A 22071-nucleotide genomic window follows, 5' to 3' on the forward strand; every position below is an offset into this window, starting at 1 on the left:
TCTGCCATTTATTTCATCTCACATTCCTCAATTTTATAATCAGCCTATTTTTTACTCAATAAATATTCTCTCATTACAAGTGCAATGTCTTGTGCACAACATTTACCGCTAGGATTCAACTCAGAACATTTACAACTGCAACACGCACCTGTCATTCTTTTGATATCAGCAAGTGTTTTTGCTCCTTGATCCATAGCTGCAATTATCTCTCCCTTAGTCACATTATCGCAATAGCATATAAGTTCGTTATTTTCCATAATCTACTCCATTTCTTATCCTATATAGTATCACTTGAACCATAAGTATTAGTAAATTCAGATTGTAAAAATCCTTATTTCATTATCTTTACTAATTCATCTGGCTTAGCGACCCTGCCTGATACTACTAATTTCCCATCAATCATCACTGACGGTGATGTCATAACCCCCAGTTTTACAATTTCCATTAAGTCTTCTATTTTTTCAACCTCAGCAACACATCCGGTTATCTTTAAAGCCTCTTGTACATTTGCATAGAGCCTATCACATTTTTCACATCCTGTACCAATTACTTTGATATTCATTGTTTCCTCCTAATTTCGCAACTTCATTTCTAAACCAACCTTATCTTCCCACGCCGCAAATATTTTCTTAATAATCGCCGGACCAATTTTAGATATAAATACCAACTGTGATTTTTCACAACTGTCACATTCTTTGAAATCAATTTTACTGCCCACAACATCTACCTGACTCCAGCCTTGTCCTTCGATTTTGAAAAATCCTTTGATGCGATAAACATCTGGAATCATTTCATTCAAAAACGAAACAAGCACATCCTTTTTGATTTCACCTTCAAAGTCCATAAACAGTGTTTTCGGCTTTGTCTCTTCGGAATTGGTGGTTTCTTCTCCTTCTGCCCATTGATAAAGAAGTAAGTCTTCCCTTAAAAATCCATAATCCAGTTCCCCCATATTGCTGATTTCAATTTTGCAAACCGGATTAATTTCTCTGATTTTCTTCCTGAGTTCCTGAATTCTGTCATTATCAACAAGATCTGATTTTGTAATAACAGACAGATGACAATGCTTTAACTGACGATACACTGTCTCCAGATCATCCAATTGCTCCATAAAATTCACAGCATCAATCAAACAGATAACTCCTTTAAAATCATATTCTTTCCCCGAAACTGCCTGTGCTGCCTGAAGTATCTCCTCCACATTAGATGGATCTCCGAGACCGGAACTTTCCACAAATAAATATTCAAAATCCTGTTGTGCCATTTCACTCAGTGCATTTACGAAGTTAAGTTTCAGGCAGGAACAGAAAATCGAACCTCTGTTAATCTCCACCATCTGAATATCATCATTACGCAGAATAGTTCCATCTATTCCCAATTTTCCAAATTCATTCTGAATAATTCCTACCCTGTGTCCTTTTAATTGTTCTAGAATTTTCAAAAGAACCGTTGTTTTTCCTGCACCCAGAAAACCTGTCAATACATATAATTGTGTGTTTGCAGATTCCATTCTTTTTCCTCCTTACATTCATACATTCGAATCTTTCTATTTATTTTATATTTTTTTACCGGCATAAAGCCGGTTATTATCTATTTATTACAATCACAATCTACAATTTTCTGAAATTCATCTGGCACCATTAACTTGCCTATCACTTTATAAATTTCATTCATTTTTTCCAAATTCAAAGAGTAATGCATCCACTTTCCTTCTTTTCGTGAGATAACAACTCCTACATCACAAAGCAGTTTCATATCATGTGATAAAGTCGGCTGTGTAATCTGAAATTCTTCTTGTATTTTACACGCACATAATTCTCCGTTAGACAACATATCAATGATCTTAAGTCTCTTTGGATCAGAAAAAACTTTAAAAATTTTCGAATACTGTATATAATCTATATCCATAATCTTTTCCCTTTTTTAATACATCGAACATCTTCTATGTATGATCATAATATTACTTACAAAGATATTTGTCAATACAAATATAGAATTTTTTCAATTTGATATTGACCTGTTCTAAATAAGGGCATATAATAACAAATAGAAATATTTCTATGATTAAGTAAGGGGTAAGCAATTTGGAACAAAAATATAAAGAATTAGGTAAGATTTTAAAAGCCATTTCAGATCCTAAACGTCTAAAAATTGTTGACATGTTATCATGTGGAGAATTGTGTGCATGCAAAATTCTGGAAGAATTCCATATCACTCAGCCTACGTTGTCTCATGATATGAGAGTATTGATTGAGGCAAATATTATAACGGATCGAAGAGATGGGAAAAATACTTACTACTCCCTGAACAAAGAACAGTTGGATTCATTTTACCAGACTCTCGGACACATTTTTTCAGACAAGGCTGACTGTATATGCCATAAAATCAGTCATTGTGATTGCGATTGAAGCCGATGCTTTTTTTAAGAAACAATCAGCATCGGTTTTCATATAATCATCAAATAGAATAATTTCTATAATTCAATTTAAGGAGGAATGAATATGATAAAAGAAGAAAAAAATACAGATATTAATTTTTTCCAGCGATTCCTGACAGTGTGGGTATTCCTATGCATGATTGTTGGTGTCCTGCTAGGACATTTTGCTCCTGCACTTCCGACACTTTTGAACAAATTTGAATATGCCCGGATTTCTATCCCAATGGCTATACTTATCTGGGTTATGATCTATCCAATGATGCTGAAAGTAGATTTTCAGAGCATACAAAATGTCGGCAAAAATCCAAAAGGTCTATTTGTCACATGGATTGTCAACTGGCTTGTTAAGCCATTTACCATGTATGGATTTGCATCCTTGTTCTTTTTTATAATTTTTAAAGGATTTATCACACCAGAACTGGCAACCGAGTATCTGGCAGGAGCAGTTTTGCTCGGAGCGGCACCTTGTACTGCTATGGTCTTTGTATGGAGTACACTGACACATGGAAATCCGGCTTACACAGTCGTTCAAGTGGCAACAAATGATCTGATTATTTTGATTGCTTTTGTTCCTATTGTAAAGTTCTTGTTAGGTGTATCGAACGTAACAGTTCCTTTTGATACGTTAATCCTCAGTGTTGTGTTATTTGTAGTTATTCCACTAGCCGGAGGTATCCTCACCCGGATATTGATAACAAAAAACAAAGGTAAAGACTATTTTGAAAATATATTTATCCACAAATTTGATTCAGCAACAACCATTGGATTATTACTCACACTCATATTGATTTTTATGGGTCAGAGCGAAGTGATACTTGAAAATCCATTTCATATCGTGCTGATTGCAATACCACTGATTTTACAGACATTTTTCATTTTCTTTATTGCCTATGGAGCCTGCAAGTTACTGAAACTACCACATAACATAGCATCTCCAGCCGGAATGATTGGAGCATCCAATTTCTTTGAATTGGCGGTTGCAGTCGCTGTTGCATTGTTTGGTACAACCAGCCCTGCCGCACTCGCCACAACAGTCGGCGTATTGACAGAAGTTCCTGTAATGTTAACTCTGGTAAAAATTGCGAACAATACTACGCACTGGTTTCCCCAAAAGTAATCTTATGTTTATGGTTTCGCATGAATCACCGGTATTGGAACGCTCGGCAAGTATTCCATCAGGCAGATTGTACCTTTTAAGACGGCATCTGTAATCATCGGCAGTGTCTGGTTTTTATATCATGCCCCTGTGATTCTTTTTTCGAACTATAACAAGGGAAACATCCCCTATTCTTTGCTATGCTTCTTTCTCATAGTAATGGGATTTACGATTACAGCAAATTATCTATGTTTAAAAGCACCGAGTTTTTGGCCCGCAGTATTGATTCATGCCAGTCATAATGTATTTGTGCAGTCTGTGCAGTCAATTTTTGATTCTATAACAGTAACCGGAAAATATACAAATTATTTTACCTCCGAGTTTGGAATAGGGCTTGCAGTCGCATATATAGGAGCAGCAATCGCAGGACTCCTCATCCTCCATATGAAGGAATATTATCATAAATAATAATCAGAGGTTATTCATTAACTTTGTCAAGATTTTTCCATCCATAACGAACAATTGAGATGATCATTGAGCCTTCACTGAAAATCTCATCTAGAATTCCTGCCCATGAACCAACTATGATATCGTATATGATCCACAGAGGAGAATTTACAAACATACCTGCAATTCGTATTTTGCGTGCGTTATATGTATATCCTCCGATGGTTGATGCAATATTTGCTGCAACTAGCAAGAGAGATATCCACCCTGACCAAGTAATAATAAGTGCTGCAATCTGCAATGTACAAATAATCATGCACATTTTTTTGCTACGTGCGAATTCTATCTTACTTCCAAGACAAAATGAACGGAAAGTATTTAAAATATAGCTTATTCCGCCTGTAATCGCTCCTAATAAAAGAAGGTGAGTGGTATAGCACAAATATGATAAAAACTGCACTCTAAACAAATTCTTGTTGGTTTTACATTGGAAAGACATAAAAAACAGCACCGTACCAGCCAGTCCAATCGCCTGTATCCCCACATTACTTTCCATCTGCCGTTTCTCCTTCCGATTAGTTGTTCCAGTTTTTCACAAAATAATCTCATTTGCTCTTATGAAATATTATAATTCAATCCTATATTTTCATCAACATATTAAACAACTCAGAGCAATTGATCCGCCAACTTTTCAAAAATCTCGGACAGACCATACTGTTTCATTTTAATCTCGTTTCTCATATCACTCTTTTCTCCACCTTTCTTCCAATCATTTTCTTATATTATCACCGAACGAAAAAAACAGGCCTTCATCACACGGATTTCGACCTGTTTTACACGGAATTATCTTAATTGGCAAATCGTATTCTGTCGATCAGCGATTCCTTCTTCACCGATTTTTCAATTACAACTACCAGGATGATCTGCACAAATATAAGCAGGGCAACCATAATAAGGGTTACTTCCAGAGGATAATGATAATTTCTGATACTGAACATTCCATGTTCTCTTGCCCATAAGAAAACCGGGTATCCTGCCAGACTTCCGCCGCCGACTGCGACGATCAGAGTTCCAACTGTATAAAATAAGCCTTCGAACTGCAGCATTTTCAAAAGCTGCGAGTCTGTCATACCGACCGCCTGCAGCATACCGATTTCTTTTTTCCTGACATGGACGCTATGAATCATCGTATTGATCATATTCATGATGCAGATCGCACCCAGGATTCCAAGAAATGCATAGCATGCACCTCTTGTCAAAGTCATCGAAGACTTCCACTCATCATAATAGGATTTCCAGGTCTCCATCTGAATTCTTCCATTTTCTTCAATAATCGTCTTCAGCTTTGCTTCTACATCTGCATCATATTTTTTGTTTGCAAAGATACGGTAATACATATTCAGATTATACCCGCTGAAGGAGTGAAGCCCCTCCTCTGCCATGATGAGATAGTTATACCTTGTAAATCCCAGATCATAGTCTCCGATCGCTACAATCTCCAATTGTTTCCGACACTTCTCGCCACCGTCCCAGGTTACGACATCGATAACATCTCCTATGCTCAGGTCCGGATACCAGTGGAGCAGATTCTTATCTATGATTACTTTATTTCCACTCTTTAGCTCCTCGTAAGTGGCATTTCCTTCTATGATACCATCTTCCAGTAACTCTTTCCCGCTTTCAGGAACTCCGAGCATTCCTTCTCTGTTGCCATCAAATGCATCCGATTCCGCATCATTTCCCAGATAACATTCCACAGAATCGATTCCGTCAATCTGTAAAATCTGTTCTCTTAATTCTTCCGTAAGCGGATTGTTTTGCTGCACCTGACTCCACTCCAGTTCCGGATGCTCTTTGTCGTTGTTATCTATGATCGGAGCAATCTGATATTCTCCCATGACTGAATGATCTGCCGCTTCATTTGGATCGGCGCATGACAATACCGTTGCAACCACCATACATAATAATCCTGTAATGGCCATAGAACAGATCGTAATCAAGCTCTTTTTCTTATTACCCGCAAGACAAATCATGGCAAGACGAGTGACGGTAATATCAGAGTATCCTTTTCTGATTTTTTTCTTTGTCTGTTCACTCCGGTATCGCATAGCTTCCACTTCAGAGACCTTCGCAGCGATTCCCATAGGGCGAAGTAGTGACAGGAAAACCGTAAGCATCGCAACTCCGATTGCGAGCAGATAGATCCACAGAACAATCAGCTTAATTTCTCCTCTTTGAATCAGTTCCTGAATCGTAGACATCATCATATTCTCATTCTGGTACAACTTGAAAATACATCCAAATACGTATCGGGCTAACAGAGAACCCGTCAAAAGTCCGAGTGGAACTGCGATTGCGGCAACAAGAAATCCTTCCAGCAAAACGATTCTTCTCAACTGTCCTGTCGTTGCACCGATTGCTTTTATCTTTCCCAACTCCTGCACACGATCCCCCATGGTGATATAGTAAATACTGTAAATCGTAATCATCCCCGCCAGGATAATAATCAGCATAATGCCAACCATAATCGGCAGAAAAGAAGGATCTACGTAATTCGCCCACAAATAATCCTGATTGATTCTGTAATCCTGTTCAGATACATCAAACTGCTCTGCTAACTGTTTGATACTATCTTCGATTTTCTCTGTATCTTTTGCATACTCTGTATCAATCTGAAACAAAAACCGATAACCGATCTAGTTTGACGGTATTTCTTTCTTCAGAAATGCTTTTGAAACCAGCGCTGAATAAGCATTCTGTTCCTTGTTCATTTCTGTATCCGGTAAAAAACCACAAATCACAAAATCCTTTTTCTGTATGAAATCCAGGCTTCCATTGCGATACACCTGATATGGAATGGTAACAGTATCACCGATTTCTCCAGACAGGGAAAGTGCCTCTAATATTCCTTTCGAGACAACAATCTCATTTTCCGCATCCGGCAGCCTTCCTTCCGAAAGTTCCAGCTTATACATATCAATCGCTTCTTCATCCATATAGAGCATGTCAATCTTTGCATCATCAGACGCCATATATCCAAGATCGCTTCTCAGGCCATATCTTTCTACCGAATGATGTGATGCCAGTTTTGCCGCAGTATCTTCCGACACATTTCGAAACAAGGCATGCCACGTAGGATACAGCTCATTGACTGCTGCCTTTTGGCTGTTGATCAAATCCATTTCCATCCGGCAAAGTAATATCACTAATGACAAGGTCGATATTTTCTTTGTTGAATATTGATTGTGCTTCCGATATCGAATAAGTAGAAAACACATGATATCCTTCCTTGCTGAGTTTCAGACTGATTCCCCTGTTTAAGTTTTCATCATCTTCAAGTAATAAAATATTTTTCATCATACTTCCCCATTTATTTTTTCATTCTTTATACTTTCTTTTCTTCTGAACTGCGTTCAGGCACAGTGCAATGCAATTGAGTCCCAGTGCCATCGGCAAATACCAATTGGCTTCGCCCCCGGTAAAACAGTGAGCATGGACCGCACAAGAAAAAACATTTTCACCGTATCAGTTCTACCAATCTCTGAATATGTACTTCCATTATATCAATACAAAAAATATTTCTCCATTGTAAAGATTGTCCCCAGAAGCCCAACACGATGATAACCTCTTGAATAAGCATATTCTGCTACTGTCTCCAGAATACCTCCTTCTCTGCTATACCATATTTTAAAAAAATATTTTAATTGTGTATAGGTAATTATTCCATCCATATGTGTCAATTCTTCAGATATCATTTTTTACTTCTTATTTTGGACAGTAAAGAGGGAAGCAAATCTCCACTTTTGCTCCGCCGGTTTTTTTCGAATTTGTGAGTAATATCCTTCCACCATGGCTCCCGGCGATTGATTTTGCAGAAAATAATCCAATGCCATAATGCACACCGCCGCTTCTGCTTGCATCATCCATAAAAAACTGTTCTGTTCCGTGCAGCAGTGCTTCTTTTGTAAAACCACTGCCGGTATCTTCCACTGTAAATATTAACTCTCCACTCTGCTCTTCGATATAAATATTTATTATTCCGCCTTTCGGTGTATGTTCTGCTGCATTTTTGATAATATTCATAACAGCTCTCACAACCTGGTCGTAAACAATATTTACTGTTTCACTGATATATTGTTCTTCCCAGTTAATGTTCAGATTGAAAACTTCAGAGAGTCCTAATGTTTGTTTTTTGATGTCACCAAGTACATCTTCTGTCCTTATTTTTTCGAATCTATATTGATAACCATCTACGGATTTTGTTACTTCTATTATTGTCTGCACATAGTTTTGTATCTGCAATACACTGCTCGTGATATAATCCATATATTTTTTCTGTTCTTCTGTCATTTCCATTTCAGAAAGAAGTTCTGCATTGCCTCTTATGACCGTAAGCGGGGTTTTTATGTCATGCGCCAATGCAGACATTTGTCTGTTTTTTTCCTGCTCCGTCTTCCATTGTCGTTCTAGGGAATCCTTCAATGCATTTCTCATCTCATCTATAGATGACAGGCAATCATCAATCTCTTTCACCCCGGAATAAGACACCTCATATTCAAGATTCTGATTCTTGATTCTCTCTACCGCATTCATGACCGGTTGCATTTTTCGTTTCATCTTTTTTCCGAAGCTTAGAGATGGTAACAATATCATTGTAATTCCGCTCAGAATAACTATAATCGTCATCAGATTCTGTGGTTCGATAAAATGTTCTCTGAGAAACGCAGACTGATACTGTGGCGTCAGGCTGTACTGCAGAACAACAGATTCGTCCGAACGCGGAATCACCTTATAAAAATAGTCTCCTGATGCGGTTCCATGATTTGCAACGTTCCACGCAATTTTCACCGAATCTTCCGCCATATTTCCTCCAAGTACCTCGCCGTCCTCAGAAAAAATGACATAACGGCAAAGAACCGGTATCATCTCCTCCGTCACTTCATCTGCATTCTGAATCGTATCATAAGCTTCATTGATTTTTCTTTCTGCGTAATTAGCCGGATAAATACCTCCCAGGTTCACAAGAATATTAAATATAAGAGCTGTACATATCCCCAAAGTTAACAAAAGTCCAAGCATAGCCAGTACATACCTCAGAAAGATTCCACTAAGTGTACTGCTTCTTCTCTTTTCTACTCTTCCCATTTATATCCAATCCCCCAGACTGTTTTGATCGGCATGCAAGGAAATTCTGAGAGCTTTGTTCTTATATTTTTAATATGAGTCGTAATTGTACTTTCATTGCTCTCGCTGTCAAATCCAAATACCTGCTCCAGAATCTGTTCTTTTGAAAAAACCTGTCCACGGTTTCTTGCAAGGAACTCACAGATTTCATACTCCGCCTTTGTAAGCGGAATTTCCTTATCATCAACCATCATCTGTTTGAAAGATAGACGAAAGCAGACATGCCCAACGACCATTCTGACAGAATGTTCCCGGTGTTCTCTCCTAAGATGCGCAGCAACTCTCGCCCGAAGTTCCATAACCCCAAAGGGCTTACAGATATAGTCATCTGCTCCCAATGACAAACCATTTACCAGACTGCTTTCTTCTGTCTTTGCTGTAAGAAACAAAATGGGACAGTCAACAAGCTGCCTGATTCTTGAACACAATACGAATCCGTCCATTCCGGGCATCATAATATCCAGCAAAATCAGATCATAAAGATTCACTTTTTCCATATTTATCTCAAGCGGATTGCTTACTTTTGTGACCAGATGTCCATCCTTAATTAGAATTGTTCCTATCACATCAAGGATTGCTGTATCATCATCAACTACTAATATTTTCGCCATATTATCCCTCTATTCTGATATTTTACTTCCTTCCCAGTGGGATGCCCAGAATAAATAATATACCATAGTAATCACTGTAAATACGCAAAATACTGGTATTACAGACTTCATTTCATCGATTGCTCCCGGTTCTCCGAAAGCAGTCTGTAAATATGTGTATGGTAATCTTCCGGTCCATGAAACAGGTATATACTTCCAGACATACATTCCAAGATTCGTGAGCATTAATGCACTGACAAGTCCGGAAATAATTCCTACGCCAATGGACACGCCTTTTCCGAATCGGAAGGCCAAAAGCATTTGCCAGATATATAATGGAATACTGCCACACCACATAACAAATACTGTCATCATATATGTCCCTGTACTTACTGTACTACACCCAAGGATTTTATGAAACCCGAAGCAAAAGATTCCTGCTGCTAAAAATACAGAAAACAGGCTGAATATAAGCAAAAGTATCACCTTAGACAAAAATGCTGTTGTCTTTTTTCGTAAGGTGAGCAGATTCTGGTATGCTCCGGCATTTTGCTCCTGTTCCATGATACATGCAGTAAATATTCCGATCAGAACAGGAAATCCTGCTCCAACTGCCTGGTAGAAAGCAATGATTTTTGTATTCTCATTCCAGGCAGAGACAGCATAATACGCCAGAAACACCCCACTCGTTATAACAGGAATTAAAATATGCGCAAGCGTAATGGACAGCCCTTTCATTTTCAGCAAGTCCGCATGGAGGTTTCTTCTAAGCATTTCTATTTCCCCTCTCTCTTATCAAACCAGTTTAAGAACAAAAAAGTTGCAGCAATGAACCAGATAATGGATATGCAAATCCCCGGGAAAACGGCTCCCGCATCCAAAAGCGGATTGCCTTCTTCTGCTCTGATTCCATTTGGTAATATATGAAGGAGTGGGCAAAGAATCCTCATCGGGATGGATGAAACAAAAAATACCATTTTCCTGTCGGCGCTATGATAACGCCTCCAACCGTGAGAACCAAACATACCAGTAATTCCACAATCATTCCAAAGCGTTCACTTAAAAATAAAAGCAACGGTATCTCCCATAGCTGCGTAATCGTAAGAACCAATACTGCAGCCAAAGCTCCTCCGAACGGAACACAGGTGGCCAATAGAAATCCTCCGAAAGTGGCACCCACAAATATAATCATATCAGACACCAGAATCACACAGCCCATATAGATTATTTTACCCATCACTAATTTTCTTTTGCTGATAGAAAGCGTCATGAGATGATAGTATCTTGTTTTTTTCTCCCGTGTTATGGAAAGATAGCAGATAATGGCAAGCATTCCGGGCAGCAGCAGTGTATACCACCAATTCCAGACACTCTCTGCATATGCATTTGTCATTCCTAATGTAAGTACAAATGCCAAAGCAAATGTAATAATTGGAAATCCCCAGATCAGTACCCGTCCCATTGACTTTCTTGTTTTCAGATATTCTGCTCTCACAATACTAAGCACGACCTTCACCAGCCTTTCTGTTTTCTCTTACAACATTCATAAAGAGTTCTTCCAGATTCTCCCCCTGTTCCACTGGTCCTTCATATCCTAAAATACCATCTGAAATAATTCCCACATGATCGGCTAATAATTGTACTTCCGAGAGAATATGGCTGGAAAGTATGACCGTAATTCCCTGTACCGGGAAGGATTGTATCAGCACTCTGAGTTCTTCGATTCCGATGGGATCTAACCCATTCGTGGGTTCATCTAATATTAGAAGCTTTGGCTCGCCCAGTAACGCCATTGCAATGCCAAGCCTCTGCTTCATTCCCAGAGAAAACTGCCCGACCTTCTTTTTTCCTGTATTTGCAAGAGAGACAATCTTAAGTACCTTATCAATCCTTTTTTCATCCACACCAAGCAGTAATGACCGGACTTTCAGATTTTCCCGTACAGACAAATTCTCATAGACTGGTGGATTCTCGATCAATGCCCCAATTTCAGACAACGACTCCCTGCGCCATGGTTTTCCATCGAAATAAATCTCACCTGCTGTCGGTTTTAAAACACCGGTAATCATTTTCAGAGTAGTTGATTTCCCGGCCCCATTCGGTCCAAGAAGCCCATAGACTTTTCCCTTTTCAATATTTAGCGAGACTTTATTTACAGCCTTCTGTTTCTTAAATGACTTACAAAGATCTTTCGTTTGAAGCATCATTTCCATACTTATACCTTCTTTCTCTCATTTCTATAGAAAGAGGATAACAGAAAAAAATAAAGATTTAATAAAGAACTCCATACCATTCTCGGTATAGAGTTCCTAACTATTATTTTGATAATAATTTTAAAAATCTCTTATCATTCATCTGCTCATTTGTAATATACTCACCATCACAGAACAACGCATAGGTTGTAATCGGTGTTGGTGCATTCTGAGCTTTTTCTCTGCTCTTTATATGAATCGCCTTAAATCTGATATCTTTTTCTTTTGCAAGATTCCCTAAAGCAGGAACATACTTTGCATTATAAGGACACTGATATGTGTAGAAAAGAACATAGCCTTTTTCATCGATATGCGGATGCCTGGCATTTTCCTTAAACTTTGGCGGCTCTGCTTCTTTTTCAAATGGCAGATACCAGAGCTGTACTCCATTGTCTGCTTCATCACAGGGGTCAAATCCTTTATATTTCAAGAACTTAGGATCTGAAAGAAACGGTTTCTTTTTCGCACACGATAATATGCAAAGTCCTTTCTTTCCTTTCTGTTTACTATCTTCCATACAATAATTGAGCAGTTCGTTTGCGTACCCATGTCCCTTGAAAGAACCTGCAACCCACAAACAATCAATATACATATATCCTTTGGCATCAATTGGGTTCCACGCATACTCTGCAGGAATATATTCGATAAAACATTTTCCTCTCTCTTCACTTTTCAAGAAAACCAAGCCTTCATCAAATCGTTCCGAAAGCCATGATTTTTTCGATGTAACCTGTACATCCTTATTATTTGAGATTGCACAGCAGATGTGCTCTTTTTCCAAATTATCTTTTGTAACTTGGATAAATTCCATTTGAAATTCCCTCCCTCAACGCTCTTCAAGTGTCTATATTATTCTATATTAGAATGATTTTTTACATATTGGATGCCTGATTACAGTCTTCCACTTTTCAGGAGCAACCTTTCTTGCATCAGACATATATATCTCATGGTGAAACCTGTCATCGCTAAAGTCATTGCGGTATCCATGATCTTTCAGATATTGATCCATAATTGCAACAGTTGCGGGCTCATCATCAAAAGGTCCGTGATGCATAATCTGAACACACAAACCCTCATCAACTGTAAGGAATTCGGCTCTGGAACAGTCCATTTTCTTCTTCGCAGATGCAGTCTCCACCGCCCAATCAAAATCCTTTTTTGTCACAAAATCCGGAAGTCTTATTACTGATATCCAGTTAAATTCAGCTTTTATACTGTAATCACAGCCATCCACTCCGTCCTGCCACCAAAAACCTTCCAGTGGCGGTACTACATACTCGAAAAATCCTTCTATCTTATAATCTGACTTATAGCTCATCTTCAAAGTATATGCTATCGCATATAATATGCCTACCGCCTGCTTGTACTCGCCACCTTCTTCGTTCGGATTACCTTTTCCTCTTACAGCGATGTAATTTGCCTTCGGAACAGTCACTATTTCCGGCTTGTTCTTTGGCATGTAAAATTCTTTAAATTCTTTCTTGAAATCAAATGCCATTTTCTCTCTACTCCTGATAATATTTACCTTTGTAAAAATTCTCTGCGCCTGTCTTTTCGACTGTCATTCGAAAGCATACACATCCGTCCGGACAAACATATTCCTTCACATTTGCTTCAATTCCTCCAATAAGTGTTAAATCTCCGCCACTTCTAACAGCCTGCATATCACCGTAAAGGATCTGCATCATTTTAGAACATATTCCATAGCCCTGCTCATTCACAGGACAGCCGTAGGTACAGGTGTATTTATCACCTATTTCTTCACCGTTCCTGCATAGGTGTTCTGTATGGTCGCCTCGCAGAAAACCTGTTACCTCTATTGAAAATCTATATTCTTCATCATACCATTTCTTCATTACCTTAGTCCCCCTTATTTCTGCAGACTCTGCATCATAGCAAAAAATTCATCTGCGTTGCCTGTACTGAAATACGCATACCAGTGTTCCAATGTATCTGCCGCAAATAAATCCAGGTATTTGCCAGTGCTACGGTAGCTCCACATATTGCAGCAACCAGTCCTCCGGCTTCCAGGAATTGCTTAACAATCCCAAGAATCGGGGAGTTTTCGGATTCACTCCATCTGTCTGATCCGGGAAGAATCAGCACATTATCTTTATTTGCCTGGACATCCTTTATCGTCAGGTCCGGAACAATCGTAAGACCTCCCATGGATTTCACCGGCTCCTTTGAAAGAGATACTGTTTTCACCGAAATCTCTCTGGCGTCCTTCCTGAAAAACCTTTTTGAATGAAGTTCCGCAAGACAGTAGCCAATTTCCCAATCAGCCATTGTATTCATTACATAAACATATACCGTTGTCATTTTTGACCTTCTTTCCTGTATTTTTCTGCAAGTTCAGAAGCGATACGAAACAGTTTCTCCCTTATAGATTCTGGTTCAAGAACAGTGACCATGTCCCTACATGAAAGTATCCAGGACAACAGCCCCTCATCATCCGCATAATCATGTTCAAATAGAAGATTTCCATCCGGCATCTCTGCAAATGACTCTATACCATATTCTTCAATAAGATGCCATTTCATTGACGGATGAAAAACTGCTTTTACTTTTGCCTGTGGCGGAAACATCTTCTCATTTGATAAATCTGGCATTGGCACTGCACTTCTTTTTTCAAAATTTCTGCCATGCTTAAGCTCTGCCATTCGATTCAGTTTGAACATTCGATAATCGTTCCTTAGCAGACAATATCCATAGATGTACCAGCTTGACCATTTGAAGATCAGAAAATACGGTTCCCTTTCCCTCTCCGTATTACCGCCCGGAGCATAATACTTAAACCTTAAGGTCTTCCCAAGCTCGATAGCATCCTGAATCAGCTCAATCTTTGGTGACAGAGAATCCTTATTCCATGATGACAGGTCGATAAGAACAGACTCATTTCCACTGACAAAATCAGATGATCCAGCCTTGAGCTTTTCCATAAGCCTAACATAATAATGGCTGCCACTTACGCTATCAAGACTTCGAAGACCTGCCATGATCATCTGCATATCCTTCGATGACAGAATCGTTCGATCCATCTTATAACCTTCCATTATGCTGATACCACCGCCTGCACCCTGTGATGTAAAAATCGGAATACCAGCTTTGCATAAATCTTCAATATCTCTGTTTATTGTTCTTCTTGAAACCTCAAATCTTTCTGCCAATTCCGGAGCAGTTATTTTCTCTTCCTGTAAAAGAATAGAAAGAATACCGATAAGCCTATCTATTTTCATATCACTTTCACTTCCTGATTCATCATACCACCTATAACACGACATCTATATGTCATGTTCAATTTATATTATACACAAAAAATAAGGTGTTACATTCAAAATCCTATCTTTTGAAAACTACTCCTGAAATAATTGACCCGGGAGTTTCAATTTTTCTTTTACCGGAAACTCCTTATCAAATGTTTCCACCTCAGCTTTATCCACAAAATATCCCTGTGGTGTCGCATACTCACCTGTAATCCCATCTAAATATCCCGGAATCAATTCCTTACACAAAAAGAAGGAGGCATCTTCGCTTTCCGGCAAACCATGATAACGAATGCCAAATTCACTGGCATAAGTAAAACCACTCTTTCCATAAAAATCAATGTTTCCTTCAAAGCAAACAGCGCCACAGCCAAGCTCCTTCGCTTTTTCCAGAGAGTAATCCAATAAAATCTTTCCATACCCTTTTCTTTTCAGTTCAGGGGTAATGCAGATCGGTCCCATCGTCATGATGGGGATAGTCTTGCCATCATCAGCTTTGATATTTGCTCTCATAAACATGTTCTGGCCGATCATCTTGCCATCCTGTTCCACGATAAAATCAAGTTCCGGAACAAAAGCCGGATCATCTCGCAGCTGATTTAACACATAATGCTCAAAGCATCCCGGACGATATACATTCCAGAAGCTTTCTCTTACCAGATTTTCTACTTCCCGATATTCTTCTTTTTTCTCTAAACGAATAATAATGTTGCCTGTATTCATTTTTTCTTTATCCTTTCCTATTCCTTTTATTGATCTTTGCAATGTTCTTAAATTTTTGCCTTTTCTCAGCCAAATAACCTTGTGTATCTTTCACATACCGATTCTCATTCATCAGTTTCTGATAAGAGCGAAGTCGATCGATCGGTAATTCACCACGCTCTACCGCCTCTTGTACTGCACACCCTGGCTCACTGCCGGAATGAGTGCAATCACGAAAGCGACACTTTTGTGCCAGCTTCTCAATATCCGAAAAAGTCTGATCGATTCCGTCTCCGGCATCCCACATCCCCAGTTCACGCATCCCCGGTGTATCAATCACCATACCGCCGGATGGCAAAAGAGTCAGTTCACGAGAGGATACTTCAATCAGTTTACTATCTGGATTCTCGCACAAATCTCCTTTTGTCAGGACGACAACGGGCACTGCACCACTGTTCCAGGCAATCGCGACATAGCGCTCTAAACGCCTTAGATTAAAATCGTTATTCAAGGACATACACAAAAATACAGTATCAATATTGGCGGCAACGACCTGCTCCTCGTTTTTTTCACCGGCAGCTTTTCGGATAAAGGAGCTTTTTCGCGGAAGGACATAATGAATCACTGCGTTTCCGCCACTTTTGTTCCAGTCAACCATAACAAAATCACCTACTGCCGGATAATCTGATTTTGCCTGTACGTCATAATGGTATCTGCCCGATATTTCTCCCCATTTTTCTCCCTGGGAAGAAATCAGCCGATATACTCCTTTTTCCTGTGAAAGAATTCTCGAAACAGTCAAATCCGCAAAACGTTCGGCCAACTTTTCAACTGTCTCAGACAGACCATATTGTCTCATAATAATCTCATTTCCCATATTACTCTTGTTCCTCTCCTGAATCCTTAACGTGATTCTCAGTAAAGTGTTTTACATGATTGCTGAGAATTGTAGCATAATCCTCACCTTCTCCGCTTTTATCGTACATACTGATAAGAAGAAAAAGTGGGGCGAAATATTCTACTGCAAGCTGTCTGGGATTTTCCTCTTTCAATACCTCTTTCTGAATCAGTTCACGGAACAGATCTTCCATATAGGCAACCGGTCCTTCGACAATACACTGGCTGTAAAGTTCTGCCATTTCTTTATTCCGGTATTGTTCCAAAGTTAACATTTTACGAAAGTAGGATGCAAACTCATCTTCTGTCCAGAACCTAAATTGTTCAACGGTATACTTTTGAATACTCTGCAAAGTAGTATTTTCATAAACATCCGGCTTAGTATCATATGCCTCATCCGGCATATGGTATTCCCTTGCTCTTTGAGCATCAATCTGTATCATTCTTTCTACAATGCAATCAAAGATATCACGCTTGTTTTTATAATGCCTGTATAAAGCACCTTTCGTCATATCGAGTTCCTCTGCAATGGTTCTAACAGAAACAGCTTCATACCCATCTTTTGCAAATAACTGTAATGCTGTCATTAATATCTTTTCCCTCGTATCCACCATATTATATCCCTCCACAATATAGTAACTGAATTCCCTTCTTCGTTGTAGTGAACGGTCGTTTACATTCATTTTAGTGAACGGTCGTTTATTTGTCAAGTATATTATCCCTAAAGAATTTGAATCTGATTTAACAGTACCCATCCTTATTTTCATCTAATCTTAGCATCCTGTTTTGGCAGGAAAGGAGACGGAGTTCCTGTATAGAAAAGTGTCAGTTTATGCATAGCTCTTCCAGCTTTTCGTGCACTTCTACGGCAAATACCCCGGTTCGATCTGTCTGATTCAACAACCATTCATTTTGAAGTTTTTCATGGCTATCCATCTCATTACGATAATCTGCCATGTATCTCTTTGCATCTCTATACTCCTGATCTAACCGCAGGACATCTTCCCTGGCTTTCGTCAATGCGGTATCTATGATTTTCAACGTATGATCAAGATGCTTAAGTTCATCCAGAAATGGTATCGTATCCTGATGTTTCATATATATCCCCACTTTCTAATATCCTTTTTGCGCATATCGGATAAAGAATACCACCAACGTAACCCAATCAGTTTCCTCTATTCCTTCATATATACCATCTTCCACTTCTGATAAATCTACAATTGCAACTTCATCCAGTCTTTTATAGGTCTGATCGATCTGATGACGCATAAATAAACTGATTCCAATAACCATCCTTCCCCAAAAGGGTAATATTGAATAAAAATGTAGAATATCCTAAAATACTATCATAAAATTATGAAGCTGTTGAAATTCTTTTTCTAAAAGGAATGTATTCTTATCAATAAAAAAATACATCTCACTATTTCTCAACTTGTTTAGTAGTGATAAGGAGTTTTTTTACAGATGTACACCTTTCTTGACATAGTATTCTGAAAATAAATCATTTGTTATATCAATCATTTTATTAAATTCTATCGAAAAAACTTCCTCATAGTTTGCTCATCTAAACTGCTAAAATAAACATTTTAATCTTTGGAATTATAAAAATCTCTTACTGGCTGTCCATCCTGATTACACCCCTATTTGATTTTTATATAATTCATTTATTTACCTCATTTTGTAATAAGGTAGTGTCAAAAACTATCTTCTCTAAATACTCCGAAAAGTAAAAAGGATGACTGGGTAGCCATCCTCTTACTATTTTTTCACAGTTTATTCTGCGATGGAATGGGTTTTCAGTCTCCATCCCGACCGCTGAGACAGGTTTTAGGTCTCTGCCCCGACCATAATTAATATCTCTTTTTATAAGTATATTATCCTTTATTATATGTATTCATTCAAAGATATTTTCCATAAGAACAGAAAACCCCTATAAATAGCATAATCACTATTTATAAGGGTCTATCTTCATCATAATTCTAATGCAAAGTTTGCATTATGCGTTCATCTGAGCTGCAACTTCTGCTGCAAAGTCTTCATTCTTCTTCTCAAGACCTTCCCCTGTCTCGAAACGAACGAATTTCTTAAGTGTTACATTTGCACCATTCTCTTTTGCAACTTTTTCTACGTACTTGCCAACTGTAAGGTCGCCATCCTGTACATATACCTGATCAAGCAGGCAGATCTCTTTCATCTCTTTGTTGAGACGTCCGATAATCATCTTCTCGATAATGTTATCTGGCTTCGGTTTCTTGCTCTCCTCGTTTTCTTTCTTAGCCTGTGCAAGCAGGATCTCTTTCTCATGCTCAAGGTAATCTGCCGGAACTTCTTCACGAGAAACATACTTTGGAGACATAGCTGCTACCTGCATAGCTACATTCTTTAAGCAAAGTTTGATTTCGTCATTAACAACATCTGTATCAGCCTCTACCAGAACACCGATACGTCCACCACCGTGGATGTAAGAAACTACACATCCATCTGTAGCAACTTTTTCAAATCTTCTGATATTCAGATTCTCTCCAATTACGGAAATCTTAGCTGTCAAAGCATCTTTTACAGTCATAGATGTATCTTCATTCCAAGCTTCTGCCATGAATGCGTCCATATCAGCAGATTCTGTAGCGATTGCCTGATTAACAACAGCTTTAACGAATCCCTGGAACTCTGCATTCTTAGCAACGAAGTCTGTCTCAGAGTTAACTTCTACGATTGCTGCAACCTTATCATCTTTTACGTCAGCCATAACGATACCTTCTGCTGCGATACGTCCAGCCTTCTTCTCAGCTTTAGCCTGTCCGTTCTTTCTTAAGTATTCTACAGCTGCATCCATATTGCCATCTGTTTCGTTAAGAGCTTTTTTACAGTCCATCATTCCTGCGCCTGTCATCTCTCTTAATTCTTTTACCATCTTAGCTGTAACTGCCATGATTATATCCTCCATTTTATCATCTTATAAAATGTATCATCCGATACAATAAATCAGATTACTCTTCTACTGCTTCCTCAACTGCTTCTTCTACTTCTTCGTATACTTCGTCTTCACCAGTCATTCCCTGGTTTGCTTCGATAACAGCATCTGCCATCTTAGATACGATTAATTTTACTGCACGGATTGCATCATCGTTTCCAGGGATTACATAATCCAGTTCTTCTGGGTCACAGTTTGTGTCCGCGATTCCGATAAGCGGAATACCAAGTGTATGTGCTTCCTGTACACAGATCTTTTCCTTCTTAGGATCTACTACAAAGATTGCATCTGGAAGTTTCTTCATATCTTTGATTCCACCAAGGTTCTTCTCAAGCTTCTCCCATTCTTTCTTTAACTGGATAACTTCTTTCTTAGGCAGTACATCAAATGTTCCGTCTTCAGACATTCTCTCGATTTCTTTCAGACGTGCAACTCTGCTCTTGATTGTCTTGAAGTTTGTAAGCATACCTCCAAGCCATCTCTCATTTACAAAATACATTCCGCAACGTTCAGCTTCTGTCTTGATAGCATCCTGAGCCTGTTTCTTTGTTCCTACGAACAGGATTGTGCCACCATCTGCTGCGATATCAGATACTGCCTGATATGCTTCATCTACTTTTCCTACAGACTTCTGTAAGTCGATGATATAGATACCATTTCTCTCTGTGTAGATGTATGGAGCCATCTTAGGATTCCATCTTCTTGTCTGATGTCCAAAGTGAACACCTGCTTCTAAAAGTTGCTTCATTGAAATAACGCTCATATTTCTTTCCTCCATTTGGTTTTGTTACTTCCGCATATGTGTAAGTCCTTGAAACCGGCTTATTATCAAGCTTTGGCACCATCTCGAACAAACAAATGCGTGATTTTTTGCGACTTTTTTATGATAGCATAAAAGCCCTGCAAATGCAAGGCTTTTTTTATTCCTATATGATCTCATCAACTCATATTTCACAATGTATTACCAGAATCTTCTTACTGCCAGGACAGTCCTGTAATTAGCTGGCGATGTCGTTTTAATACCACCAACCGGATACGGATTACTATTTGATGCGTGAACTACTGTGTTATTTCCTATATAAATCGCCACATGCTGACTATAACAGATTACATCTCCAGGAAGCATCTCAGAATAGCTTACCGCTTTTCCTGCCACCTGAATGGAATCCGTAGTTCTTGGAGTGGAAATTCCAAACAATGCATGTATCTCCTTTACAAAGCCCGAACAATCAATACCATTTGTCAGACTGTTACCGCCATATACATATTTATTACCAATATACTGACATGCCTTGTTGGCAATCTGCTGTCCCAAAGCTGCATTGCTTGGTTTCGAAGTCGTCGTTGAGCCGCTCCCGGTACTTCCAGACGTTCCCCCAGAAGGTTTACTGGTATTCGTATTATTCGAACTACTTACAGAAGAATTAGAATTTCCTGTAGAAGTACTTGTACCGCCAGTCGGGTTGGATGGCTGAGAAGCAGGTTTTGATACTGATGCATTACCGCCTCCCTGCTCTGCCGCAGCAACCACATTCTCTGTTGCCTGCGTCAACTGCTGTACTTCCGCTGCCGCCTGCGCTTTTGCACTCTCCAACTGACTGTCAAAATCTGCGATCTGGCTTCTCATATCCGCCAGCGTTGTTTCAAGTCCTGCCTGCTGAGTGCTCAGGTCAGCTGCCATTGCCTCCATATCTGCCTGTCCAGCTTCCAATTCTACTTTCAGGTTCTCAACTTCCTGCTTTGTATCTATATACTCTTGTAACTTCTTTCTGTCATAACTATGTACATTCTGAATATATTCTGCCTTATTCACCAACTCAGAGAAAGACCTGGACGTTATCAGGGCTTCCAGAAGTGAATCATCACTTTCTTCGTATATATACTGAATCCGAAGCTTCATATCTTCATATTGTGCTTTCTCTTTTTCTTCGGCTTCCTGAAGATCTGTCTCTGCCTGTACAATTCTCTGGCTTTGATTCTCTATATCCTGCTGTAACGCATTAAAATTAACCAAAAGACTAACCAGTTGACTCTGAATATCTCCTGCCTGATCTTCCAATTCACTTTTTTGTATCTCCAGCGCCTGCACTTCATCGTTAGGTTCTGCCATAACAGGCATTACAACTAAAGAACTCATCACAAGAACCGTGATGAGTGTCTGCACATATCTTTTCTTCATACTCTCACCCGTCCTATTAATTATTATCCGCACAAACAAAGGCTCCCTCT

Annotated in this window: 30 protein-coding genes; 3 read left to right on the forward strand and 27 right to left on the reverse strand. The window is 39.0% G+C overall.

Annotated features, from left to right (window positions below; translation table 11 throughout):
- Positions 1-44: 44 nt before the first annotated feature.
- The 4 genes from ACQRBH_RS00795 to ACQRBH_RS00810 all read right to left on the reverse strand — a co-directional run bounded on the left by ACQRBH_RS00795 (position 45) and on the right by ACQRBH_RS00810 (position 1908).
- Entirely contained in the window at positions 45-257 is a 213-nt protein-coding gene (locus ACQRBH_RS00795; RefSeq protein ID WP_235233073.1) for a (2Fe-2S)-binding protein, read from the reverse strand.
- A 74-nt stretch (positions 258-331) separates the two neighbouring features.
- A complete protein-coding gene (locus tag ACQRBH_RS00800; protein ID WP_427760655.1) occupies positions 332-562 on the reverse strand; it encodes a thioredoxin family protein in 231 nt (76 codons plus the stop codon).
- 9 nt (positions 563-571) lie between these two features.
- Positions 572-1510 (reverse strand): CobW family GTP-binding protein, encoded by a 939-nt coding sequence (locus tag ACQRBH_RS00805; RefSeq protein WP_427760657.1) that lies wholly within the window; start codon positions 1508-1510, stop codon positions 572-574.
- A gap of 80 nt (positions 1511-1590) precedes the next feature.
- Positions 1591-1908 (reverse strand): ArsR/SmtB family transcription factor, encoded by a 318-nt coding sequence (locus ACQRBH_RS00810; RefSeq protein ID WP_235233070.1) that lies wholly within the window; start codon positions 1906-1908, stop codon positions 1591-1593.
- Positions 1909-2084: 176 nt separating this feature from the next.
- On the opposite strand from ACQRBH_RS00810, the gene ACQRBH_RS00815 reads away from it, so the two are divergent.
- The 3 genes from ACQRBH_RS00815 (at position 2085) to ACQRBH_RS00825 (ending at position 4001) form a co-directional block, all read left to right on the forward strand.
- Positions 2085-2408, forward strand: coding sequence for an ArsR/SmtB family transcription factor (locus tag ACQRBH_RS00815; protein ID WP_427744202.1), 324 nt, complete (start codon positions 2085-2087; stop codon positions 2406-2408).
- Positions 2409-2501: 93 nt separating this feature from the next.
- Positions 2502-3554, forward strand: a complete 1053-nt coding sequence (arsB, locus tag ACQRBH_RS00820; protein ID WP_427760659.1) for an ACR3 family arsenite efflux transporter — start codon at positions 2502-2504, stop codon at positions 3552-3554.
- A 66-nt stretch (positions 3555-3620) separates the two neighbouring features.
- Positions 3621-4001, forward strand: a complete 381-nt coding sequence (locus ACQRBH_RS00825) for a hypothetical protein (RefSeq protein WP_427760739.1) — start codon at positions 3621-3623, stop codon at positions 3999-4001.
- Between the two features lie 10 nt (positions 4002-4011).
- On the opposite strand, the gene ACQRBH_RS00830 is transcribed toward ACQRBH_RS00825, so the two are convergent.
- The 23 genes from ACQRBH_RS00830 to ACQRBH_RS00940 all read right to left on the reverse strand — a co-directional run bounded on the left by ACQRBH_RS00830 (position 4012) and on the right by ACQRBH_RS00940 (position 22021).
- Complete coding sequence (locus ACQRBH_RS00830; protein WP_427760661.1) at positions 4012-4536, reverse strand: YgjV family protein; 525 nt, start codon at positions 4534-4536, stop codon at positions 4012-4014.
- Positions 4537-4828: 292 nt separating this feature from the next.
- The gene (locus tag ACQRBH_RS00835; protein ID WP_427760663.1) at positions 4829-6661 is read right to left on the reverse strand and encodes an ABC transporter permease; all 1833 of its coding nucleotides are present in this window, start codon (positions 6659-6661) and stop codon (positions 4829-4831) included.
- A gap of 15 nt (positions 6662-6676) precedes the next feature.
- Positions 6677-7162 carry a hypothetical protein gene (locus tag ACQRBH_RS00840; RefSeq protein WP_427760665.1) on the reverse strand — a complete coding sequence of 162 codons (486 nt, stop codon included), beginning with the start codon at positions 7160-7162 and terminating at the stop codon, positions 6677-6679.
- On the reverse strand, positions 7125-7340 hold the full coding sequence (locus ACQRBH_RS00845; RefSeq protein ID WP_427760667.1) for a response regulator transcription factor: 216 nt from the start codon (positions 7338-7340) through the stop codon (positions 7125-7127). The genes ACQRBH_RS00840 and ACQRBH_RS00845 overlap by 38 nt, the downstream gene beginning before the upstream one ends.
- Positions 7341-7543: 203 nt before the next feature.
- The gene (locus ACQRBH_RS00850) at positions 7544-7735 is read right to left on the reverse strand and encodes a hypothetical protein (RefSeq protein ID WP_427760669.1); all 192 of its coding nucleotides are present in this window, start codon (positions 7733-7735) and stop codon (positions 7544-7546) included.
- Between the two features lie 10 nt (positions 7736-7745).
- Positions 7746-9125: a sensor histidine kinase gene (locus tag ACQRBH_RS00855; protein WP_427760671.1), complete on the reverse strand. Its 1380-nt coding sequence runs from the start codon at positions 9123-9125 to the stop codon at positions 7746-7748.
- Entirely contained in the window at positions 9113-9775 is a 663-nt protein-coding gene (locus tag ACQRBH_RS00860) for a response regulator transcription factor (protein ID WP_427760673.1), read from the reverse strand. Before ACQRBH_RS00860 ends, ACQRBH_RS00855 begins: the two co-directional genes overlap by 13 nt.
- Before the next feature lie 9 nt (positions 9776-9784).
- A complete protein-coding gene (locus tag ACQRBH_RS00865; protein WP_427760675.1) occupies positions 9785-10528 on the reverse strand; it encodes a lantibiotic immunity ABC transporter MutG family permease subunit in 744 nt (247 codons plus the stop codon).
- Positions 10529-10700: 172 nt separating this feature from the next.
- Positions 10701-11261, reverse strand: coding sequence for an ABC transporter permease (locus ACQRBH_RS00870; protein ID WP_427760677.1), 561 nt, complete (start codon positions 11259-11261; stop codon positions 10701-10703).
- Positions 11254-11967, reverse strand: a complete 714-nt coding sequence (locus tag ACQRBH_RS00875) for a lantibiotic protection ABC transporter ATP-binding protein (RefSeq protein WP_427760679.1) — start codon at positions 11965-11967, stop codon at positions 11254-11256. The genes ACQRBH_RS00870 and ACQRBH_RS00875 overlap by 8 nt, the downstream gene beginning before the upstream one ends.
- A gap of 103 nt (positions 11968-12070) precedes the next feature.
- Complete coding sequence (locus tag ACQRBH_RS00880) at positions 12071-12817, reverse strand: GNAT family N-acetyltransferase (protein ID WP_427760681.1); 747 nt, start codon at positions 12815-12817, stop codon at positions 12071-12073.
- A gap of 48 nt (positions 12818-12865) precedes the next feature.
- Positions 12866-13504 carry a GyrI-like domain-containing protein gene (locus tag ACQRBH_RS00885; RefSeq protein WP_427760683.1) on the reverse strand — a complete coding sequence of 213 codons (639 nt, stop codon included), beginning with the start codon at positions 13502-13504 and terminating at the stop codon, positions 12866-12868.
- 7 nt (positions 13505-13511) lie between these two features.
- Positions 13512-13862, reverse strand: coding sequence for a TIGR04076 family protein (locus ACQRBH_RS00890; protein ID WP_235233058.1), 351 nt, complete (start codon positions 13860-13862; stop codon positions 13512-13514).
- Between the two features lie 34 nt (positions 13863-13896).
- On the reverse strand, positions 13897-14328 hold the full coding sequence (locus ACQRBH_RS00895; protein ID WP_427760685.1) for a DJ-1/PfpI family protein: 432 nt from the start codon (positions 14326-14328) through the stop codon (positions 13897-13899).
- On the reverse strand, positions 14325-15245 hold the full coding sequence (locus tag ACQRBH_RS00900) for a helix-turn-helix transcriptional regulator (protein ID WP_427760687.1): 921 nt from the start codon (positions 15243-15245) through the stop codon (positions 14325-14327). Before ACQRBH_RS00900 ends, ACQRBH_RS00895 begins: the two co-directional genes overlap by 4 nt.
- Positions 15246-15362: 117 nt before the next feature.
- Positions 15363-15995, reverse strand: coding sequence for a GNAT family N-acetyltransferase (locus ACQRBH_RS00905; protein WP_427760689.1), 633 nt, complete (start codon positions 15993-15995; stop codon positions 15363-15365).
- A 7-nt stretch (positions 15996-16002) separates the two neighbouring features.
- A complete protein-coding gene (gene rsgA, locus ACQRBH_RS00910) occupies positions 16003-16851 on the reverse strand; it encodes a GTPase RsgA (protein WP_427760691.1) in 849 nt (282 codons plus the stop codon).
- A 1-nt stretch (position 16852) separates the two neighbouring features.
- A complete protein-coding gene (locus ACQRBH_RS00915; RefSeq protein ID WP_427760693.1) occupies positions 16853-17485 on the reverse strand; it encodes a TetR/AcrR family transcriptional regulator in 633 nt (210 codons plus the stop codon).
- A gap of 211 nt (positions 17486-17696) precedes the next feature.
- Positions 17697-17969, reverse strand: a complete 273-nt coding sequence (locus ACQRBH_RS00920) for a hypothetical protein (RefSeq protein WP_427760695.1) — start codon at positions 17967-17969, stop codon at positions 17697-17699.
- A 15-nt stretch (positions 17970-17984) separates the two neighbouring features.
- Positions 17985-18140, reverse strand: a complete 156-nt coding sequence (locus ACQRBH_RS00925) for a hypothetical protein (protein WP_427760697.1) — start codon at positions 18138-18140, stop codon at positions 17985-17987.
- Positions 18141-18867: 727 nt separating this feature from the next.
- The gene (tsf, locus tag ACQRBH_RS00930; RefSeq protein WP_347376641.1) at positions 18868-19800 is read right to left on the reverse strand and encodes a translation elongation factor Ts; all 933 of its coding nucleotides are present in this window, start codon (positions 19798-19800) and stop codon (positions 18868-18870) included.
- Between the two features lie 58 nt (positions 19801-19858).
- On the reverse strand, positions 19859-20605 hold the full coding sequence (gene rpsB / locus ACQRBH_RS00935) for a 30S ribosomal protein S2 (protein WP_347376642.1): 747 nt from the start codon (positions 20603-20605) through the stop codon (positions 19859-19861).
- A gap of 198 nt (positions 20606-20803) precedes the next feature.
- Positions 20804-22021, reverse strand: a complete 1218-nt coding sequence (locus ACQRBH_RS00940; protein ID WP_427760700.1) for an NlpC/P60 family protein — start codon at positions 22019-22021, stop codon at positions 20804-20806.
- Between the last annotated feature and the right edge of the window lie 50 nt (positions 22022-22071).

This window comes from Bariatricus sp. SGI.161 (assembly GCF_050313695.1).
GTDB lineage: Bacteria > Bacillota > Clostridia > Lachnospirales > Lachnospiraceae > JAFBIX01.